The organism is Pseudomonas sp. P116 (genome assembly GCF_020149425.1).
Classification (GTDB): Bacteria; Pseudomonadota; Gammaproteobacteria; order Pseudomonadales; family Pseudomonadaceae; genus Aquipseudomonas; species Aquipseudomonas anatoliensis.
The window spans coordinates 581,922-602,884 of the sequence record NZ_JACVHB010000001.1; the positions used below are offsets into that span (position 1 = coordinate 581,922).

Annotated in this window: 14 protein-coding genes; 13 read left to right on the forward strand and 1 reads right to left on the reverse strand. The window is 55.5% G+C overall.

From position 1 onward, the window contains the following. Nucleotides 1-55: 55 nt before the first annotated feature. From ICA15_RS02960 to ICA15_RS03000, 9 genes are all read left to right on the forward strand, one after another. The gene (locus tag ICA15_RS02960; protein ID WP_210553630.1) at nucleotides 56-502 is read left to right on the forward strand and encodes a MarR family winged helix-turn-helix transcriptional regulator; all 447 of its coding nucleotides are present in this window, start codon (nucleotides 56-58) and stop codon (nucleotides 500-502) included. Between the two features lie 316 nt (nucleotides 503-818). Continuing rightward, the gene (locus ICA15_RS02965) at nucleotides 819-2,168 is read left to right on the forward strand and encodes an NCS2 family permease (protein ID WP_210553631.1); all 1,350 of its coding nucleotides are present in this window, start codon (nucleotides 819-821) and stop codon (nucleotides 2,166-2,168) included. Between the two features lie 89 nt (nucleotides 2,169-2,257). Next, nucleotides 2,258-2,890 carry a LysE family translocator gene (locus tag ICA15_RS02970; RefSeq protein WP_150618550.1) on the forward strand — a complete coding sequence of 211 codons (633 nt, stop codon included), beginning with the start codon at nucleotides 2,258-2,260 and terminating at the stop codon, nucleotides 2,888-2,890. A 497-nt stretch (nucleotides 2,891-3,387) separates the two neighbouring features. Next, entirely contained in the window at nucleotides 3,388-5,307 is a 1,920-nt protein-coding gene (locus tag ICA15_RS02975) for a hypothetical protein (RefSeq protein ID WP_210553632.1), read from the forward strand. 241 nt (nucleotides 5,308-5,548) lie between these two features. Next, a complete protein-coding gene (locus ICA15_RS02980) occupies nucleotides 5,549-7,099 on the forward strand; it encodes a hypothetical protein (protein WP_210553633.1) in 1,551 nt (516 codons plus the stop codon). Between the two features lie 570 nt (nucleotides 7,100-7,669). Then, the gene (locus ICA15_RS02985) at nucleotides 7,670-9,103 is read left to right on the forward strand and encodes a hypothetical protein (protein WP_210553634.1); all 1,434 of its coding nucleotides are present in this window, start codon (nucleotides 7,670-7,672) and stop codon (nucleotides 9,101-9,103) included. Nucleotides 9,104-9,390: 287 nt separating this feature from the next. Continuing rightward, nucleotides 9,391-11,085, forward strand: coding sequence for a hypothetical protein (locus ICA15_RS02990; RefSeq protein WP_210553635.1), 1,695 nt, complete (start codon nucleotides 9,391-9,393; stop codon nucleotides 11,083-11,085). Between the two features lie 52 nt (nucleotides 11,086-11,137). Next, nucleotides 11,138-13,000, forward strand: a complete 1,863-nt coding sequence (locus tag ICA15_RS02995) for a hypothetical protein (RefSeq protein WP_210553636.1) — start codon at nucleotides 11,138-11,140, stop codon at nucleotides 12,998-13,000. A gap of 317 nt (nucleotides 13,001-13,317) precedes the next feature. Continuing rightward, a complete protein-coding gene (locus ICA15_RS03000; protein ID WP_210553637.1) occupies nucleotides 13,318-16,845 on the forward strand; it encodes a calcium-binding protein in 3,528 nt (1,175 codons plus the stop codon). 142 nt (nucleotides 16,846-16,987) lie between these two features. Here ICA15_RS03000 and uraH read toward each other — a convergent pair whose 3' ends face one another. Continuing rightward, nucleotides 16,988-17,341, reverse strand: a complete 354-nt coding sequence (uraH, locus tag ICA15_RS03005) for a hydroxyisourate hydrolase (protein ID WP_008031462.1) — start codon at nucleotides 17,339-17,341, stop codon at nucleotides 16,988-16,990. Nucleotides 17,342-17,783: 442 nt separating this feature from the next. Here uraH and puuE point away from each other — a divergent pair, with 442 nt between their 5' ends. The 4 genes from puuE (at nucleotide 17,784) to ICA15_RS03025 (ending at nucleotide 20,958) form a co-directional block, all read left to right on the forward strand. Next, on the forward strand, nucleotides 17,784-18,710 hold the full coding sequence (gene puuE / locus ICA15_RS03010; protein WP_210553638.1) for an allantoinase PuuE: 927 nt from the start codon (nucleotides 17,784-17,786) through the stop codon (nucleotides 18,708-18,710). Then, nucleotides 18,707-19,222, forward strand: a complete 516-nt coding sequence (gene uraD, locus ICA15_RS03015) for a 2-oxo-4-hydroxy-4-carboxy-5-ureidoimidazoline decarboxylase (protein WP_210553639.1) — start codon at nucleotides 18,707-18,709, stop codon at nucleotides 19,220-19,222. The genes puuE and uraD overlap by 4 nt, the downstream gene beginning before the upstream one ends. An 89-nt stretch (nucleotides 19,223-19,311) precedes the next feature. Continuing rightward, nucleotides 19,312-20,307 (forward strand): allantoicase, encoded by a 996-nt coding sequence (gene alc / locus ICA15_RS03020; RefSeq protein WP_042558426.1) that lies wholly within the window; start codon nucleotides 19,312-19,314, stop codon nucleotides 20,305-20,307. Nucleotides 20,308-20,454: 147 nt separating this feature from the next. Further along, nucleotides 20,455-20,958 carry an ureidoglycolate lyase gene (locus tag ICA15_RS03025; RefSeq protein ID WP_034151759.1) on the forward strand — a complete coding sequence of 168 codons (504 nt, stop codon included), beginning with the start codon at nucleotides 20,455-20,457 and terminating at the stop codon, nucleotides 20,956-20,958. Nucleotides 20,959-20,963 lie beyond the last annotated feature (5 nt).

A 20,963-nucleotide genomic window follows, 5' to 3' on the forward strand; every position in this document is an offset into this window, starting at 1 on the left:
AAAATGAGTCAAACTTGTTGACTGAAATTACGACAGCTTGAGCGAGTACGTCAACATGATTGACCTTAAAAACCCCAGCAGTCAGCAGCAGGCCATGGAAGCGTTTTTCTTCGGTTATCAGGCGTTCACCGCCAAGGCTGACGAAATGCTCGAGCGCCGAGGTTTGTCACGGGTGCATCAGCGCATTGTGTTTTTCATCGCCCGCTACCCGAATCTGAGCGTCAAGGAGTTGCTGGCCTTGCTGGGCGTGAGCAAGCAGGCGCTGAACATGCCGTTGCGGCAACTGCAGGAAATGCATCTGGTGGACAGCGTCGCGGCAGAGACGGATAAGCGTAAGCGACTGCTGGCGTTGACTGCGGAAGGGGCAAAGTTTGAACAGGTGTTGCGGCGTGAACAGGTGAAATTGCTGGAGCGGGTGTTTGCCGAGGCTGGGGAGGTGGCGGTGAATGGTTGGTTGGCGGTGAATCTGGCGTTGGGAGACAGTCAGGCGACTTTTGATTGAATGCTCTGGCCTCATCGCTGGCAAGCCAGCTCCCACAGGGTTTTGGGTGAACACAAATATCGTGAAAACCCATGATCATTGTGGGAGCTGGCTTGCCAGCGATGAGGCCAGTAAGGTCGATATATCCCTATCGACGGACTTTTCGTAAACAAAACAGAAAACAATATTTGCTTTATTTGTACACAAAAGCATAATCCACAGCGTGCGAGTTCCTGACCGCATGGTCAACAAATTCGCGTATGCCTCAAAGGGCCGCTGCCACCCCTCATGGGTCCGGCCCTGGAAATAACAATAAAACTCTTGAGGAGTACTCGCTGTGGAAAGCCGCAAATCCGAAGCATCGACGCTGGATCTCTCGCCGCCGTTACGCAATGGCTTGCTTGAGCGCCTGTTTAAACTCAGCTTGCATGGCACCACGGTGAAGACCGAGCTGATTGCCGGTCTGACAACCTTCATCACCATGGCTTACATCATCTTCGTCAACCCCAACATCATGGCCGATGCCGGGATTGACCACGGGGCCGCCTTCGTCGCCACCTGTATCGCCGCCGCACTGGGCTGCCTGTTGATGGGCCTGTACGCGAACTGGCCGGTGGGTCTGGCGCCGGGCATGGGCCTCAACGCGTTTTTCACCTACACCGTGGTCGGCACCATGGGCTACAACTGGGAAACCGCGCTCGGTGCGGTGTTTGTCTCGGGTGTGTTGTTCATGATTCTGACCTTCTCGCGGATCCGCGAATGGCTGCTCAACAGCGTTCCGGTCAGCCTGCGCCACGCGATGGGCGCCGGTGTCGGTTTGTTTCTCGGGCTGATCGGTTTGAAAACCGCTGGCATCGTCGTCGATAGCCCGGCGACTCTGCTCAAACTGGGCTCTCTGCATGAAGCTGGCCCACTGCTCGCCGCGGTCTGCTTCCTGATGATCGCAATTCTCAGCTACCACCGCGTATTTGGCGCGATCCTCATCAGCATCATCACCGTCACCCTGGCCGGTTGGGGCCTGGGCCTCGTGCACTATCAAGGCATCATGTCGGCACCGCCAAGCCTGGCACCGACCTGGATGGCGATGAATGTGGCCGGCGTATTCAACGTCAGCATGATCAGCGTGGTCCTCGCGTTCCTCTTCGTGCACATGTTCGACACCGCCGGTACTCTGATGGGCGTTGCCCAGCGTGCCAATCTGGTGAACGCTGACGGTCGTATCGAAAACCTCTCCCGTGCCATGAAAGCCGACAGTGCTTCCAGTGTGTTCGGCGCCGTGGTCGGTGTTCCGCCCGTCACCAGTTATGTGGAAAGTGCCGCTGGCGTGGCCGCTGGTGGTCGGACTGGTCTTACCGCCGTCACCGTCGGTGTGCTATTTATAGCGGCGATGTTTTTTGCACCGCTGGCCGGCATGATTCCCGCCTACGCCACCGCCGGTGCACTGATCTACGTTGCAATGCTGATGATGGGCAGCATGGCCCACATCGAGTGGGACGAAGCCACCGACGCCATTCCGGCCATCGTCACCGCGATCATGATGCCGCTGACGTTTTCGGTTGCCGATGGTATTGCGCTGGGCTTCATCACTTATGTGGCGCTGAAAGCCGGCACCGGCAAATTCAAGGAAATTTCCGTCAGCCTGTGGGTGCTCTGCGCGATCTTCTTCGCCAAGTTCATCTTCCTGTAAGCGGCACGCGGTTCAAGCTTCAAAACGGCCTCACCCTTGCGGGTGGGGCTTTTGCACATTCTTGAGTACAACTAAAAAAGGAGAACGTGATGAGTCTGGAAACCTGGCTGCTGTTCAGCGGCGCTGCGCTGGTGGTGATCCTTATTCCGGGGCCACTGTCGTTGCTGATGATCAGCAACAGTCTGAATTACGGCTTGCGCCGTTCGTACCCGGCGTTTCTTGGCGGCGTGATTGCCTCGATCTGTTTGCTCAGTGCTTCCGCGCTGGGACTGGGTGCCCTGCTCCTGGCTTCGGAGCAACTGTTCAGCGCACTGAAAATTGTCGGTGCCCTGTACCTGTTCTATCTCGCCTGGCAGAGCTGGCAGCAATCGCGCCAGCCATCAGTGGCCGCCGAAGTACCGCAAGCGGCGCCGGTGCCACGCTTTCGCGCACTGTTCGGCCGTGCGTTTGTATTGGGTGCCAGCAACCCGAAAGACATCCTCTTCTTCGCCGCGTTTTTGCCGCAATTCCTCAGCGCCGAGCAAGCATTTCTGCCGCAGTTGCTGGTAATGATTGCAACCTGGACCCTCCTCGATCTGCTATGCAAACTCGCCTACGGCCTGAGCGCCCATGGTGCAGCCCGTTATTTGCGCAGCGGCAAAGGTCAGAGCTGGTTCAACCGGATCAGCGCCGGGTTGTTTGGCGGCGCAGGCGCGGCGTCCTTGCTCAGCAGCCATTCCTGAGAAAGACGACGATTGAGCGACGGTGTTGTAACTGCTGTTAATACTGTTTAACGGACTACAGCAGTTACAAACTCTGACAAAAATCAATTCAACTGAATCATGAAGTAACCCTATTCAATTCGATGCACGCCGCAACACCACGTAACAACACTTCGATATACACCAACCAAAATCCCTCTCTATATTCCTGCACAACTGACAACCAATACCAGAACAAGGAAGTTCTATATGGCCCAGCATCTGCAAATCCGCATTATCGAGATCCATGCCAACATCCCGGCGTTGAACTATTGTTTTTTCGCCGCGCCTTCCCCGCCCTCTTTTCACTGCCATTAGTGCCTGGCCTTGGCCCGCGTTTCACTGTGCCCAGGTGATTTTGCAGCTACCGAGTCCAATAAACCTGATGCACGACCGTTGCAATACGCCAGTCGTCCTCAGTGCAAAAATATTAATCCTTATTACCGCCCAATAATAATTCATCAATTCGAAGTGTATTAATGTTAAAGCCGACGAAGAAAATCAATACATCCAACAAAGACGGCACCTCAAGCTTAATCAGAACCGAAGACAACTCGGCCGCCGCCAACCGCCCCCGTAACCAGGTATCAGATCTACCTGGAAATGTCTCTGGTCCCGATGCTGGCCGACGCGCCAGCACTGAGCATCCGTTTCAACATCCCCCGCAGTCCGAGATTATCGTGACTGAAATTCCGGGATCGGTCAGGCCGGCTACCCCCCCGATAGTCAAGTCCGCGCTTAACATGATCATGTGGCCGCAAGACCGTGTCGGCGAGCTGATGCCGTTCGGGAGAAACACAGGGTTATTCGTCGTAACCGATGGCACGTTGATTGCCGATATAAAGGGGCTGGGCAAAACAGTAGTCGAGCGTACCAGCCAGGGCGAGTATCAGGTTCCCTTCCCGTTCGCACCCGGGGTGCCGGGGCCGATTCTTGCCAGGATCGCCGGTGAACCCTACTGGTACATCGAACGTCCAGGCTGGGTGAAGAAACCTGTACAGACGCCGCTGGACACAAGCGCACAACCATTCAAATTTTTACTTCCCGAACTGGCGAACCTGCTGGAACCCGCAAGCCCGCTTGACGGTATTCGTCACGATAAACTGGGCAGAACCTACGCTGATATTGATGGCGAAGGTACGGTGCTGATACGCAAAAATGACGACGGTGATTATCAGGCCAGCGACGTCAATGAGCGGGTCGCATCGGGTCCGTTAGTTGAGCGAATCTCCGGCACCGTTCTGTGGCGACGAATTCCGGAACGGCCTCCATCTCCTGAAAGTCCGCGGCTGTATATCCATGAGTCGCCCGACATGGACGCTGACACTTCGGCCACCCAGGTGAAACGACCGAGGCTGGAACAGGCTGGCGAGTCATCCGACCCGATGGAAGCCTCGAATACGGCGCAGCTCTTTCCCCAAACGACCGTTGAAAGTCCTTATCACTGGATGCAGTGGGTACATTACAACGACCTCCCGACTGGCCCATCGGTCAAGCTTGGCGGATTTGATTACACGGTTTTGCCGCCGGGTTCAGCTCCCGATGAATTGGCGGGGATGAACTTCTTGCAAAACCCCAATTCTCCGATCAGCCGCTTCGATGATTTCGAGCGCGTAATGCGCGACACGCCTGAACTTCAGCCGGTTGCCGTCTTTCCGAAAAGCAACCACTCCGTGGAAGTTCCACCGGCGCACAAGCTTTTTCGTAAACCGTTGTCGCGGTCCGTCGCCGAGCGTTTCACCGAATTCTCCGAGGGAACGGCGCTGTCGGTCGCCAAAACCTTGTTCGAGCGCGCTGATAATTCACCGCAAATCACTTCCACGGGCCTCAACAATATCCGTCAGGTCCTGGCCCATTGGAGCTTGAATCCCAAAGCCACCTCTGGCGTCCCGCTACTCGGCGACCCAATGCTCATGTTGCACGAGGCCCCGCGAATCGAACGGAACGGAACGACCTACCTGACGCTCAACGCCCAGGCGGAGGCACCGTTGCATCGCCTGAACTTTGATCCGAAGCTTTTTCCCGAAGACTGGAATTTCTACCTCAGAAGCCCTTCCAGCAAGGCCTTGAGGCAATTGACCGGTGGTCTGCTGGTGCGTGCCGGTTATGACGTCTTCCGGCTGACACCTCAGCATCAACCACCCACTTTGGTATTCCGCAGTCTGGCGACAGCTGATGTGTTCATCTTGAAACTGGCGGCGGTCGAGGGCAATGGCATCACCCTTTATACCTATCCCGGCACCGAGCTTTTTGACCCCTTGCTGCCCGCCTGCATTGGCAAGCCAGCCTACGACGCGGTGGTGGCGGCCGATGCGAAAAACCAGTTGATCTGGCTGCTGGGTGGCGTTCTCAACGTCGATTCGAAACCCGACTCGGTCTTCATCATCAGAGAGCGCTGATGACATCACCCCTTTATTCAGGAACAGATCCATGAAGCTACCCAAGAAAACCAGCGCATCCACGACACCCCCCTCCTCTTCTGCCTCACGGCCAGTGGCGGGTGCGGAATTACCTACCGATCCGATCACAGCCACTCACGTTGGGAGGGCTACTCCAGGCCACAGCTCGACATCCGTCGTACAGCCGACTTCATCCTCTTCAAGCGGCACTGGCTCGCAATCGGCCATGGTCGTAACGCCCATGCTGTATTCGCCACAGGATCGAATACTGGCCGCCATCAAGGCCTCTAATTGGCCAAAGGACAAAATCCACGAACTGCGCCCCGTGTCGGGCAACAGCGGTCTGTTCGAAGCTTTTGACGGCATGATTTACGCGTTCGTCGGCGGCGAAGATTACATGTGCGTCGTGCGCCGCGCAGATGGCGAATACCAAAGTCCGATGGTGACATCGCCGGGAGTAGCGTACACCTTCAGAAAAATCGACGGTGAAGCCCGTTGGGATGCCAATTGGCTCCCTTTACAAGGTTTACTCGATGCAGACGTACCGCGCACTGTCGCAATGCCCGGGGCTGGCGTAACGCGCACAGTCACAATGCCCGAGGCTCTCGAGTTCCTACCGACATTTTTGGCAGACACCCTGACACCAAGCGAGAACTCGGCGCAGGGTGTCCGTTACGACCGGGCCAGCCGTCCCTACGTCGACACGATCGAGGGCACCATCATGGTTCATCGTCACCCCGACGGAAGCTATCAACACAGATCCCCTCAAAGCCTCATCCCGACGGGCCGAATGGTCGAGCAGATTCCCGGGCAGAAAATGTGGCGGTTCATAGACGAATGGATAGCCTGGGGCAAGAAAGCCAAGCCCGAGACCGGCGAATCACTCGCCCTTAACGGCCACCACTACCCTATCGTTCCGGTGGGAACCCAGGCGAACGACGCCACTCGCGTGTATTTTCTGCAACATCCGGATTTTTCGCCAACCCACTTCGATTCGTTTGAACGCATGTTGTACGAGGCCCCGGACCTTCAACCCGTGCCGGTCTGGCGCAGTAGCGAGAGCCCTTTGAAAGTTCACGTCGGCGAGAAATCATTCACCCAGCCCCTGACAGAATCGGTCAGGGAGATGTTCAGCGAATTTTCGGATTCCACTGCACGATCCGTCGCCAGAATGTTGTTCGAGCGCGCCGACTACTCCCGCACGATCACATCGGCCGGCTTGCTTAAGCTGCAGCGGATGACTGACCAGTGGCGGCTCAAACCTCAGGAGGCTGCATCCTGGTTCGCGGAACCGATGGACATGCTACCCGTGTTGCCCCGGGTAGAAAGTGGCGGCAAAGCCACGATATTGTTGCCGCCCGAGGTGAACGGTCCGCTGCAACGCCTGACGTTTGACCCGCAGCGTTTCCGGGATGATTGGACGATCTACCTTCAAGATCCAACATTGGCCAACCTGAGATTGCTGGTCAGGGGCGTGCTCGGGCGCGCCGGCTATAAAGTTGCAACCTTCACCACCCTGGATTCGTCGACGCTGGTGTTCCTGGGAAAGACGCGCACCACGGTCTATTACCTGAAGCTGGCACAAGTTAACGGTAATGCGGTTGAAGTGGGTGGCTCCCCCGCCCCGGGTGCGGCGGTGCTCGCCGACCCAGATCTGCGGGCGAGGGTTGGCGGCACTGCGTATAAAGCCCTCATGGATGCCAGTACATCTAACAAAATCGTCTGGCTACAGGGTGGTGCCCACCGCGACGTATTCGGTCGCCAGTCTGTTTTCATCATCAGAGAATTGTGACCACGGCCGCTTGAAGTTACTCACTTACCCACGCTCTCCAAACGCGATATAGCTGGAGCAGCCTCCAAGGCTGCTCCAACTATCCTCCCTATGTGGCAGACAACTAAAAGCTGTTCGCCGCAATGGGCAGTTACTTCCTGCCATGTACATATGAAAATCTTGCAACCAGGCACGGCCTGCTGATTCACAGGCGAAAAAATTTCACACCAAGACATATACACCGCACCTTCGCACCTCCATTGCCGGACATTACTCCTTTGAAACCGTGCTTCCCGCGAAGCAATTCAATGGAGTAATGCAATGGCAATACCGCCGAAGAAAATTCCTGGCTCGTCCTCATCCAGCGTAACGCCGAGCTCCAGAACACCCTCGTCGGATCCGCTGGCAGGCAGCCGCGTTGACATCAGACATGTTCTGCCCGGTATGGAGGGGGCGAGTGCGGATCCGACACTCGCAACATCTTCAGCGAGCCCTCGGCCAGGTGCCTCCCGGCAGCAATCCAGCGCTCTCGTCAGCCCTATGTCTGACCTGCAAAGTCCTTCACCGACACGGCAAGTGTCAACGCTAGACATGTCCGCCACCTCGCGTACTTCAGGTACCGACGCATCAGCCAGCGCTGTTACACAACGCTCGTTGTTTCTCGATGCCGAGCCGGCGGAGCTACTGAAAAAATATCCCCTTTCACCGGAGGGCTTTCGTTACGACAAACGCAACAAGCGTTACGTCGAAATGGAAGACGGCAGCATGGTCATGGTGCACAAAGGACAGGACGGTCTCCGGCAGACAAACTCCCGGGAAGCAAGCCCCACCGGGAATTGGGTCAAATACCTTCCAGACAAGCAGAAATGGCGTGAATTGACCCCAGCCGAAATGACCGCCAAGCGCCCTCACCCGGAAGCTGACCTTGCTTTCAACCAGGAGGACGCCACTGCCGGTCCGAGCAAGCGAGCACGCCTCACCAACGAGGCCACTACACAGGCTCTGGTGCAACGTCTTCTCTCCACGCAGCCGAGCGCGTTGGACTCGTCGCTGCGTCATTGGGAAAACTGGGGAAAGACCACAAGACCCGAGTCGGACGAGTCAATCGAAATAGGAGGAAAGCACTATTCGATTGTGGCTCAGGAACGAAGCACCGAGCCCAACCTGGTGTACTTGCAACATCCCGAGTTCAAACCCGGACGCTTTGATGCGTTTGAACACATGTTGCGCGTTGACCCTTCACGTCAGCCGAAATGGGCCTTGAGACAAGAGGGGCAATGGAGGGTACGGGATAACCACCCACCGTTTGAAATGCCCATGACTCAATACGTCTCGAGCGCATTCAACCTTTTCTCGGATCATTCGGCGCAGGCCATTGCCAGGACCGTATTCGACCGCTCCAGCCTGCCAGGCGGGATCGACAGCGAGGGACTTTCGACGCTGGCTTTGACATTTCATCACTGGAAGCACCGAGCCAGCCCAGACCTGCCACCGCCAGAACTTTTTGATCCTTTGCTGCTGCTGCCCACTCTGCCAAGGAGATCAAGCACAGGTTCGAACAGCCATGATCTCGCGCTACCGCCGCAGTTTGACGTTGCGTTGCATCGCATTGATTTCGACACCGATCGTGTCAATGCACAGTTCAACAATGAGCTGAATCGGCCAGACTCAAGTGTGCGCGCGGTGTTCAGCAATATTCTGGAACACAGCGGCTATACCGTAGATCGCACCAGTTGCATGTTCGCCGAGGATGCGTTGATCTTCAAACGGGAAGGTCTAGACGTGGTTTTTGTCTTGAAACTCCCCTCAGCACCTGTCGAAAGAACGCTTAAACGATGGGTCGAACCCGGTGCTGAGCAGGCCTTCTCTGCATTGAGATCCAGGGTCGCAGACACGTCCACGACCACGTCGCACACGACAGACTGGAGCCTGATGCTGCAAAACGGAAAGACCATTCATCTCGTGGGTGGCATTGAGATGACTCCTGCAAATCAGAAAGTGCCGTTCATCGTCCGCGAGGGTTGAGCCTTCCCCTGGCTACTCATGCCGTTTTCCGGTTGTTAAATACCGGCACGTGTTCAAGACCTTACGTCGTCATCGCAATACGCGGTGGCGGCGTAATTTTTTCCCAAAAGACGGGGATTGTCACAACGGCCTGACACCCAGACAGCCCCTTCAAAACCTTCACCGAAATGGTTTGAATCGTTTGCTTTCCAGGCAAGACATATATACCGCACGCCCCCTCCTCCAGTTGGCGAACATCACTCCCTTGGAATCGCGTCTTACGCGAAGCAATTCAATGGAGTAATGCAATGGCAACACCGCCGAAGAAAATTCCTGGCTCGTCCTCATCCAGCGTACCGCCGAGCTCCAGAACACCCTCGCCGGATTCGCTGGCAGGCAGCCGCGTTGACCTGGGACCTGTTCTCCCCGGTATGGAGGGTACGGGTGCGGATCCGACATTCAATACATCTTCAGCGAGTCTTTGGTCTGGTGCCTCCCGGCAGCAATCCAGCGCGCTCGTCAGCCCGATGCCTGACCTGCAAAGCCCGTCCCCGACACGGCAAGTGTCAACGCAAGGCGTGTCCACCGCCTCGCGTATTTCAGGTGCCGACGCATCAGCCAGCCTTGGTCTACAACACCCGTTCATTCTCGATGCCGTGCTGGCGGAGCAACTGAAACAAAAACCCCTTTCACCAGAGGGCATTCGCTACGACAAACGCAAAAAGCCTTACGTCGAAATGGAAGACGGCAGAATGGTCATGGTGCGCAAAGTACAGAACGATTACCGGCAGACAAACTCAAGAGAAGCAAGCCCCACCGGGGATTGGGTCGAATACCTTCCAGACAAGCAGAAATGGCGTGAATTGACCCCAGCCGAAATGACCGCCAAGCGCACTCACCCGGAAGCTGACCTTGCTATTAACCCGGAGGACGCCATTGCCGGTCCGAGCAAGCGAGCACGCCTTGCGAGCGAAACCGACAGCGAGGCCGGAGCAGAGGCGCTGGCACAACACCTTCTCTCCACACCGCCGAGCCCGTTGGACTTGTCGACGCGTCATTGGGAAAACTGGGGAAAGACCACAAAACCCGAGTCGGGCGAGTCAATTGAAATACAAGGAAAGCATTATTCGATTGTGGATCAGGGCCTGGGCCCCGAGACCAGACTTGTGTACTTGCAACATCCCGGGTTCAAACCCAAACGCTTTGATGCGTTCGAAGAGATGTTGCGCGAGACCCCTTCGCACCAGCCGAAATGGGCCTTGAAAGGTGTGGATCAGTGGAAGGTACTGGATAAGCCACCGTTTGAAATGCCCATGACTCAATACGTCTCGAGGACATTCAATACCCTCTCGGATCATTCGGTGCAGGCTATTGCCAGGACCCTATTCGACCGCGTCAGCTTGCCTGACGGTATTAACAACCAGGGACTTTCGACGCTGGCGTTGACATTTCGCCACTGGATGAACCGAGCCTCCTACGAACCACCGCCGCATGTTTTTTCCGATCCGTTGGTGATGTTGCCCAGAACGCCAATCCAGTCCGACAGTGTGACACCCGGCTGGAGACTGACCCTGCCTCCCCCCAGACCAGATCTATTGCAACGCCTGGACTTTGATCCACAACGTTTTCCCGGGCTATGGCAGGCATACCAGACGACCGCCACGCCTGCCAGCCTGCGCAACCTGTTCAGCGCGCTGCTGCAAGACAACGGATACGTCGTCTACTCGACTTCACGGCCGCTGAACGAAGCTGCATTGATATTTCACCGTGAAGGCGTCCGTGCGGTATTCGTTTTGAAATTCCCCCCCATCACCGCAGACACCGTTATGCGTCCCACGGCTGTCGGTTTCGAACTCACTCGCGCAGATTTCCAGGCCCGACTGAGTGATGCGGGCAGAGAGGCACTTAATACCCACCTGGCAAGGGACGAAATCATTTATCTGCTCGGGGGCATCCAACATTCTGCCTCGGGGCCGACGCTGTTCATCGTCAGAGAAGGCTAAGCGGCACCCCTGCGGTGCCTCACCACAAACATTCAGACATCGAGATACATTAATGGCCAAACCTACAAAACTGGTACCGGGCATCTTCCTTCCGGATACCCGCCCAATAAGCAACCGTCCCATAACCAATGTGCCTGAGGGCGGTCGGCTGAATATCGATATCCCGCCATTGATAAGGCCGGAACCCACACGAACATTCGCAGACATCACGCACGCGCTTTACGACGACCGTTTGCGCCAATCATCGTTACAGGTCACTGAGATCCCCGTTTCCGAACCGACAACAGTGGCTTCGGTGCTGCGAACACTTACCTGGCCTGCCGAAAACGCGCACCTGCTGAGCGCCCTCGGATCGGAAAGCGGCCTGTTCACGGACCCGGATGGCAACTTATATGCGCACGTGGAAAATGCCGGCCATATTCATGTCAGGCGCCAGCCCGACAATCGCTATCGGATTCCCCTCAACACACCAAAGCTGCCCGACCTGTTCCTTTCCAAATCAGAACGTCAGGCAACGTGGAACTTCGAACGCCCGGATTGGCTGACGGAGGAACACGAGAAAGACGCGTCAGCAACCCTCGTGGTTGATTACCTTGCAACCGTTTTTCCGACCTATCTTGAGCCCGCCGACGCAGCCCGGCTTACTTCGGCACTGGATACACCCGACGGCATCCGTTATGACAAACACCGCAAAACCTACGTCGATACCGTGAAGGGAACGGTCATGGTGCGAAAGAACGCCGAGGGTGAATATCAGCAGGCTTATCCGAAGGTAGCCGATTCACCTGATATCTACTTTGAACGCATTCCCGACACGCCACTCTGGCGTCACAAGAATCCGATCCATGAGAGCCTGGCGCAAGACAGGCATGATCCTGCGACACCTATGGAGGACCTGCCGCCCAACCAGACGCTGATTGAAGGCCTGCTTTCGATTGATCAGCACGCGCGCAATCTACCTAATGGCCTGTGGCGCAAATGGGGCAAACAACGGCTGCCGCGTCTGGGCCAACACATCGAAATAGACGGGCACTATTATCGCGTGGTGCCGCAGGAGCTGAACGCCGATTCGCAACTCGTCTATCTGCAACACCCCCTGTTTTCCCCGGCGCTGTACGACGCCTTCGAAGAGATGCTACGGGATAACCCATCGTTGCAACCCAAATGGGCGATTAACAGGAATGGCCAGTGGATTGTTCTCGATACGCAATTCCCCTTCCAGATGCCCATCACGCAATACATCTCCAGAACCTTCAAATACTTGTCGGATCAATCGGTAAGCACTCTCGCTCGAACCCTGTTCAATGAGGCAAACGCTGCGGAGATCATCACCGGCCATGGTCTGGCGACACTGAACCAGACGTTCCGTTACTGGGCTGCCAGGCATCTCATGCCACCGACACCCGGCAAACTCGCAGACCCGCTAATGATGTTGCCCGACCTCAGCGCCGAACCGGATACCCGCCACGCCACCTCGTGGACGATTGCCTCGTCGCCGGGCGAGAGTCTGCAACACCTGGAGCTTGATCCCGCGCGTTTCCCCCGACTCTGGAATGAGTACGCCACGACGCCGACCATCGCGCAATTGCGCAAGTTGTTCAGTGAGGTATTGCAAGCCGACGGGTACATCGTCAGTCCAGCACTCCCGTCATCAAGTGATGAGGCGTTGCTGTTCTATCGGGAAAACCTGGATGTCGTATTCGTGTTGCAACTACCACCCATCACCAACGGCCGACTACATCGATCGGCAACGCCACTCAGCGAGTCGACTGACTCGCTGTTTGACATCGCCATCGGCTCACAACAACAGCCATTAGCCACTTATCGGGATTCAAACAGGCTTGTTTATCTGCTCGGCGGTGTTCAAACAGACGCTTCGGGCCAAACAACCCTTTTCATAATCCGTGAAGGCTGAACAGAACTTGCGGACAACCGAAGAACGAAAACGCTGATGATGATCAAGGACACATTCAATGAAAGCGCCGAAAAAGTTAACCCCGGGCTCCTCGCCAGAGACAATGAACAGAGCAACTTGGTTATCACCAGCCTGAACTGAATCAGCGACGCTGGGTAATATCCATTCACACACCGTACCTTTAGTACAACTCTTTATAAAACTTATTCGAGAGAAGGGTTTATTTTAGTGCGCGTCATAAAGCGTGCATTGCTCGCAACCTCTTGACTAGAACACAGCGCGCCGCGGCGCCACCGACGATGAACAAGGATGTTTAAATGTCTACACAGTCCGCTGAAATGAACTACCCACTGGAAGACGACATTAAAGTCTCTGACATGGGCATTCACAAAAACGAACGTACGCCGACCACGATGGACTTCACCACTGACATCGCCGATCAGTCAGCCAACACCAAGGCACCTCATCTTCTGCGCAAACCGGGTCAGTTGAAGATGCTTGATGATCTGTACGGTCCTTTCAAGATTGGTCCGTACACAATAACTCGCCGTGGCCTGGATGCGCTGGGGGCCACTGTCAATGGCAATCCTCTAAACGGTTACAACACGCATTTTCGTACACCCAGTCGCGCTTTCATAAATGCTCTCCAGTTCAGTTACCCGGAAATCGAAAAACGCATGAAGATTTCTGCATTCGGGGATGACTATTTACTGCCTACAATGCTCTTCGAAATGTCCACCATGCGCTCTCGCCAGAGCCCTCCCGTGATCAGGGTTGAACCCGATGTAACTGTGGAAACAGGCAGTTATCACGAAAAGCTGACGCGCATTTTGAACTCCACACAGAACCTCGATCTGCGACTGGCCTATCAGAAAAAACGAGGGGGCGCAGGCCTGGGAGTTTTAAAAAACTACACCATGATCGGCGCAAGCGTTGGCTTCCAGCTCTTCGGCCTGTTCATGGGCGTTCGCGGTATCAACGATGCTATAAAAAACAATGACGAGACCGCAATTATCTTCAACAGCGTCGGAATCGGCACAGAAGTTGCCTCGATTGTAACTGACGTCGCCGTCACCAAAGTCGGCCAGCACATGATAAGTGCCGGCAACAGTGCCTTGAGGGATTTTGCCAAAACCAGAGCCGGATTGCGGTTCGCCCGTGCAGGCGGACTCATTGGCGCAATATTCACGGTGCCTTTTGATATTGCCAGTGCAGTCATGGAGTTTACCGCTGCGGGCAATACGGACGGCAAGCAAGCCATGGATCACTACGTCAACGGTGGCTTGAACATTGCCAGTGCCGCCATGACGTTAATACTCGCCAGTGCCGCCATGGCCGGGTTTTCGATGGCAGGCCCGTTGGGATTGGCCGCCTGCGCCATCATGGTTCTCGGCTCGCAAATCTACGGCGCGGTGCGGATCGTGGATGATATCGACGACTACATCGAACTCACCGTTGAGGAGCGTTGGCGCACCGGTTGGTTTTCCTTTCTTCCCGGCGGTGTGATCGATATAGAAATCAGTCGCCGCTACATGCTTGCCAGAGCCAAAATCGAAACCGCCCAAGAGCTGGAATCAGCCTCCAGAGAGATGCTCGACGTTACGCATAAAGACATCGTGGAGGCCGTTGTTAACGGGAGCTATAAACACGAGATCAGACCAAGAACAAGAGTATTCGAAAAAAACTTCTGGGGACTACCCGTCAGCCGAATCGTCGAATCCGTAGAAGTCGTTGGTACCGACGATACGATTGATGCTCGTGAAGGCGTTACAGCTTCCACACCGGGTGCGGTATTGGGTACCCCCGGGGAGAACAAAGGTGTCATATGGAAAATCAGCGACGGTAAAGACACCATCAAAGGTGTACTGAAAAAAAACAACTATTTTTATTACGGCGAAGGGAAAAAAGATCTCACTGGCGGCGAAAAAGATGATGTCTTCATCTTCGATGAATCCCAGGAAGAGATCACAAGATACGTTACCAAAAATGAACCCTCCGCGCTAAGGGGTGGTGCCGGCAACGATACGTTGATTCTGGATGGCAAACAGTTTTTTTCCGAGAAAGGCCGGGGATTTGACATCGACCTGTCTGTGGGAACTTTGAATATCCATTTCCCGGATTCAGCTCCGGGATCCTCGAGTAGCCAGCGTTATCCATTAAGGGCAACGCTTGAAAGTATCGAGAACGTACAAACACTGACTAACGGTGTAAGTATTGTCACGGGTACCGATAAAGCCAATGACATCAAGTCCAGGGGAAGCGACAGAATCCTCGCCGGTGCTGGCGATGACTCGATTCATTTGCTCCATGGAGGGACACAGGCCTCTGGAGAGGCCGGCATTGATATTTACCATGTGTCGCTGCGATCGGGGGACATCTGCATTACCGAGGATGGCGTAGACGACAGCTTTATCCAGCTAGGCTGGAGAACGGATCTGATTGAAAAAATGGAAATCAGGGAGAACAGCCTCGTACTCACATTGGCATTCGATTTCCACCGACACCGCAGCACTGTCTGCATCAACGACGTTTATAAAGAAGCCGATGGCAAGCGTATCCTGATCAATAACAAATTGACCTTTATCACCCAGGATGACTGCTACTTCAAAGCCGACCTGCCCGAACAAATTGAACAAGGCAATCCCGTCGTCATACAAGCCGACATCCTCAAACCCGGGTTACCGGAACACACCTTCTTTTTAAAATTAGACGCCTGGTACGTACCGCTTAACCAGAACACCAGCTTGTATATCCAGAGAATTGCCAAAAAAGTCCAGCTTTTCACAGGGGCTTCTCCGAGCGCTTATTTTGGGACGCGTATTTTCCTGGATTACGACAGTACCGAGATGACCAGCGCTCACGCAGTTTTCAAAATGAGCAAGACCAACGTAGAAGGCAAATTCGACGTCTCATGCGACTTCCTTTTCTATTTCGACAAATGCCTGTTGCACATACTGGGGGCTGGCTTTTACCCGGCAACGACGCTTGACGCGGCACTGAAAAAGGCCAAAGACAAAGTGTCCATTCACGGATACATGCTGTTGTTCAGAGATGGAAAATCCTTCACGCCGCACCTCGATGAGGCCTCCGTCGAGGCAAAATTCAAACACCAGGTTTACGCACTTACAGACACTCTCCATAATCTGGAGCTAACGCGAACAATAAAAAGCGATGTCAATTTTAATCTTCCCGAATCCTTACCACCAAAGCTGGATCAGGTTTCAGCCTGCGTAAATATGCCTTTATCCAGCGCACAGACTTCCGTCGACAATCTCGAAGGCATGGGGGGAACCTATCTGGTCCACGTTAATGTTGGCCGGGTCATGCGCCTTTCGACTCCTGGAGGGATGGCCACTGCCGAAACGCGACTGAACAACTCTTCCACGTGGTTCCTGGACACCACCAAGCACTGGTATTCCAGTATTGAACTGGTCAACAACCAGTTGTACCTGGGGAGTACCACGATTTTCTTGCCGGAATACGGCGCCGATGACCTCATTGACGAGATTTTCGTCATCACCTCCCGAGGCATCATCCACACGGTGGATTTGTCTTTCGACCGGATCTATATAAACAGTCTGGACGCCAGGTTTTTCGAACCGCTCGACCCATCAGGCACGTTTATGCCGGAGGACTTTGCCACCATTGCCAACAAGGAGTTGAAAGTGCGAAACATACAAATGAGCGATGGCACCGCGGGTAACCTGTTGTACAGCCTGGCAAACCGCAAGTGGATTCTGGACAGCGACAGAACGCGTGAAATCAACTATTCGCAGCTAAGAGTAACGGGGCAATGCTCGCATCTGAATCCAGATATGTTCAAGATAACCCTGCCTGATAACTGATTGTTGACCAGACCGTTTGGCAACATCGGAGACTTGCGCATAACGACTTCAAAGGAATAAAAAAAGCCCGCAGTGTGAGCGGGCGAAAGACCAAAGAAGCTATATGCGCAGTCGCTTCCCGGTGGGGGCAGCCGCTTGGGGGTCAGCTGCCCCGGTACGTGGAGTAACTGTAAGGCGAGATCAGCAATGGAACGTGGTAGTGATCCTGTTCGGCAGAGATGCCGAACCGCAGCACTACCACATCCAGAAACGCCGGCTCCGGCAGTTGCACACCACGGGCGCGGTAGTAATCGCCGGCGTGGAACTGAACCTGATAAACCCCGGTACGGTAGTCATCGCCCTGCAACAGCGGCGCATCGACCCGGCCATCGCTGTTGGTGATCGCGCTGGCGACCAATTCCAGCTGCGAACCTTCAACGCGGTATAACTCGACCTTGATCGAGCTGCCCGGGCAACCGTGTGCAGCGTCCAAAACGTGTGTAGTCAAACGTCCCATTGATTCTGCGCGCCTGCCTGCATAGTGCAGTCAGACTTCGCGCCTCCCGAAGTCAGTTGAAAAGGAGACCGCACCGATTCGGAGCACGAAAAGCTGCGGCGAGCGACTAATTAAGACACTTTTCAAAAAAATTGTACACAATAAAAACGACATTTTTTCCTTCACCCCCGCCATCCGGGACTTTTCTCCCAATCTGCCCCTCAAGCGCCTGAACATTGCACCTCACATCCATTAACTGACTGGTCAGGCAGGTTTCTTGCAGGCTCACGCCAATAGCAGCAAAAGATGACAGTCGGTGAAAAATGCGAAAATTCAGGCTTACAAAGTGCGATTAAAGTTGTATACAATCAGCCCATCGCTGTGACGCCAGCCTGCAATCTCATCGCCAGGCAGCCACGTAATCCCGACTTTGAATAAGTCATGAACAAGAAGGAAGACTGCAGTGAGCGCTGACTACCCACGCGACCTGATCGGTTACGGCAGTAACCCTCCTCACCCACACTGGCCGGGCAATGCCCGCGTTGCCCTGTCTTTCGTGCTCAATTACGAAGAAGGCGGTGAGCGCAACATTCTGCACGGTGACAAAGAATCCGAAGCCTTCCTCTCTGAAATGGTTGCCGCCCAGCCGCTGCAAGGCGAGCGCAACATGAGCATGGAATCGCTTTACGAGTATGGCAGCCGTACCGGCGTCTGGCGGATCCTCAAGCTGTTCAAGGAATTCGATATTCCGCTGACCATCTTCGCCGTCGCCATGGCCGCCCAGCGTCATCCGGACGTGATTCGTGCGATGGTTGAAGCAGGTCACGAGATCTGCAGCCACGGCTATCGCTGGATCGACTACCAGTACATGGACGAGGCGCAGGAACGCGAGCACATGCTCGAAGCCATCCGCATCCTCACCGAACTCACCGGCGAGCGCCCGTTGGGCTGGTACACCGGCCGCACCGGCCCGAACACCCGTCGTCTGGTCATGGAAGAAGGTGGTTTCCTCTACGACTGCGACACCTACGACGACGACCTGCCCTACTGGGAACCGAACAACCCGACCGGCAAGCCGCACCTGGTGATCCCGTACACGCTGGACACCAACGACATGCGCTTCACGCAAGTGCAGGGGTTCAACAAGGGCGACGACTTCTTCGAATACCTCAAGGACGCGTTCGACGTGCTTTACGCCGAAGGTGCCGAAGCGCCGAAGATGCTCTCGATCGGTCTGCACTGCCGCCTGATCGGCCGTCCGGGTCGCATCGCTTCGCTCAAGCGCTTTATCGAATACGCCAAAAGTCATGAACAGGTGTGGTTCAGCCGTCGCGTCGACATCGCACGTCACTGGCACGAAACCCACCCGTACCAAGAGGCCGCCAAATGAGCCGCTTTCAAACCCTGCAACCGTCGACCCTGAGCCGCGACGCTTTCGTCAACGCCTTCGCCGACATCTACGAACATTCGCCATGGGTGGCCGAGAAGGCCTACGACCTGGGCGCAGACGCCTCGATCGACGAGATCGAAACCCTGCACCAGCGCATGAGCGACATCCTGTTGAGCGCCGATCACGCCAGTCAACTGGCACTGATCAACGCTCACCCGGACCTGGCCGGCAAAGCCGCCGTCCAGGGCGAACTGACCGAAGCCAGCACCAATGAACAGGCTGGCGCCGGTATTCACCAATGCACGGCCGAAGAGTTCCAGCGCTTCACCGAGCTGAACGACGCCTACAAAGCCAAGTTCAAGTTTCCCTTCATCATGGCGGTAAAAGGCAGCAACCGGCATCAGATCCTCGCGGCGTTCGAAACGCGCATTCACAATTCGGCGGAAACCGAATTCAAATGCGCGCTGGCGGAGATCAACAAGATCGCCCTGTTCCGTTTACTGACCCTCTAGCGAAGCCTGACCCGAGCATGTCAAACGCGGAGAATGCCCAGGGTCTTGCAAGCATCCCCAGCCAACTTATTTAAAGGCAGACAAGAAGAATGAAAGCTTACGCCGTACCTTTCGAGAAGTTCGTCAACCTGGCCGATGCCCGTCTGGGCACCAAAATCATCTCGGTCACCGATGACTGGTTCGCAGACGCCAATCGTCTGTTCCAACCGACCCCGGCCGTATGGAAGGAGGGCGTGTTCGATGACAACGGCAAGTGGATGGACGGCTGGGAATCGCGCCGCAAGCGCTTCGAAGGCTTCGACAGCGCAGTGATCCGCCTGGGCGTACCGGGTTCGATCAAAGGCGTGGACATCGACACTTCATTCTTCACCGGCAACTACCCGCCATCGGCCTCTCTGGAAGCGTGCTTCCTGGCGTCGGGCGAGCCTGATGAAAACACTCAGTGGACTGAAGTGCTGTCGGCCGTCGAGCTGCAGGGCAACAGCCACCATTACCACGAAATCAGCAACGACAAAGCGTTCAGCCACCTGCGTTTCAACATCTACCCGGACGGTGGTGTTGCCCGTCTGCGCGTGTACGGTGTGCCGCATCGTGACTGGTCGGCCGTTGGCGACAACGAGCAAATCGACCTGGCAGCAGCCCTTAACGGTGGCCGCGCCCTCGCCTGCTCCGACGAACACTTCGGCCGCATGAGCAACATCCTCAACCCGGGCCGTGGCATCAACATGGGCGACGGCTGGGAAACTGCACGTCGTCGCACGCCGGGCAATGACTGGGTGATCGTCGCACTGGGCCACCCGGGCGAGATTGAAAAAATCATCGTCGACACCCTGCACTTCAAGGGCAACTACCCGGACACTTGCTCGATTCAGGGCGCGTTCGTCAAGGGCGGTACTGACAGCCAGATCGAAACCCAGTCGCTGTTCTGGCGCGATCTGCTGCCAAGCCAGAAACTGGAAATGCACGCCGAACACACCTTCGTCGAGCAGATCAAGGCTCTGGGCCCGATCACCCACATCCGCCTGAACGTGTTCCCGGATGGTGGTGTGAGTCGCCTGCGCGTACTGGGCAAGGTCGCGAAGTAATGCTGAGCCTGTAGGAGCTGCCGCAGGCTGCGATCTTTTGATCTTAAAAACAAAATCAAAAGATCGCAGGTTTCGCCAGCTCCTACAGGGATCGCGCAAGACGCACTGACAAGTTGAACAACACAGAATTCGGATAAGAAGAACAGCATGCGCACACTGACGATTGAACCGCTGAGCAAAGAAGCCTTCGCCCCTTTCGGTGACGTGATCGAAACCGACGGCAGCGATCACTTCATGATCAACAACGGTTCGACCATGCGCTTCCATAAACTGGCGACGGTCGAAACCGCTCAGCCTGAGGACAACGCGATCATCAGCATTTTCCGCGCCGACGCGCAGGACATGCCGCTGACCGTTTGCATGCTGGAACGCCATCCGCTGGGCAGCCAGGCTTTCATTCCGCTGCTCGGCAACCCCTTTCTGATCGTGGTCGCGCCCGTTGGCGATGAACCTGTATCAGGCTTGGTCCGCGCCTTCGTCACCAACGGCAGGCAGGGCATTAATTACCATCGCGGCGTTTGGCACCATCCGGTGCTGACGATCGAAAAGCGGGATGACTTCCTGGTGGTTGATCGCAGTGGCACAGGCAATAACTGCGATGAGCATTTTTTCAAAGAGGATGAGCGTTTGATCCTCGCCCCCCACCAATAAGAGAA

Coding starts and splice junctions, on each gene's coding strand:
- ICA15_RS02960 (WP_210553630.1), top strand. CDS start 56: ATGATTGACCTTAAAAACCCCAGCAGTCAGCAGCAGGCCATGGAAGCG.
- ICA15_RS02990 (WP_210553635.1), top strand. CDS start 9,391: ATGGCAACACCGCCGAAGAAAATTCCTGGCTCGTCCTCATCCAGCGTA.
- uraD (WP_210553639.1), top strand. CDS start 18,707: ATGAGCCGCTTTCAAACCCTGCAACCGTCGACCCTGAGCCGCGACGCT.
- ICA15_RS02995 (WP_210553636.1), top strand. CDS start 11,138: ATGGCCAAACCTACAAAACTGGTACCGGGCATCTTCCTTCCGGATACC.
- ICA15_RS02970 (WP_150618550.1), top strand. CDS start 2,258: ATGAGTCTGGAAACCTGGCTGCTGTTCAGCGGCGCTGCGCTGGTGGTG.
- ICA15_RS02975 (WP_210553632.1), top strand. CDS start 3,388: ATGTTAAAGCCGACGAAGAAAATCAATACATCCAACAAAGACGGCACC.
- ICA15_RS02980 (WP_210553633.1), top strand. CDS start 5,549: ATGCTGTATTCGCCACAGGATCGAATACTGGCCGCCATCAAGGCCTCT.
- uraH (WP_008031462.1), bottom strand. CDS start 17,341: ATGGGACGTTTGACTACACACGTTTTGGACGCTGCACACGGTTGCCCG.
- alc (WP_042558426.1), top strand. CDS start 19,312: ATGAAAGCTTACGCCGTACCTTTCGAGAAGTTCGTCAACCTGGCCGAT.
- ICA15_RS03000 (WP_210553637.1), top strand. CDS start 13,318: ATGTCTACACAGTCCGCTGAAATGAACTACCCACTGGAAGACGACATT.
- ICA15_RS02985 (WP_210553634.1), top strand. CDS start 7,670: ATGTCCGCCACCTCGCGTACTTCAGGTACCGACGCATCAGCCAGCGCT.
- ICA15_RS03025 (WP_034151759.1), top strand. CDS start 20,455: ATGCGCACACTGACGATTGAACCGCTGAGCAAAGAAGCCTTCGCCCCT.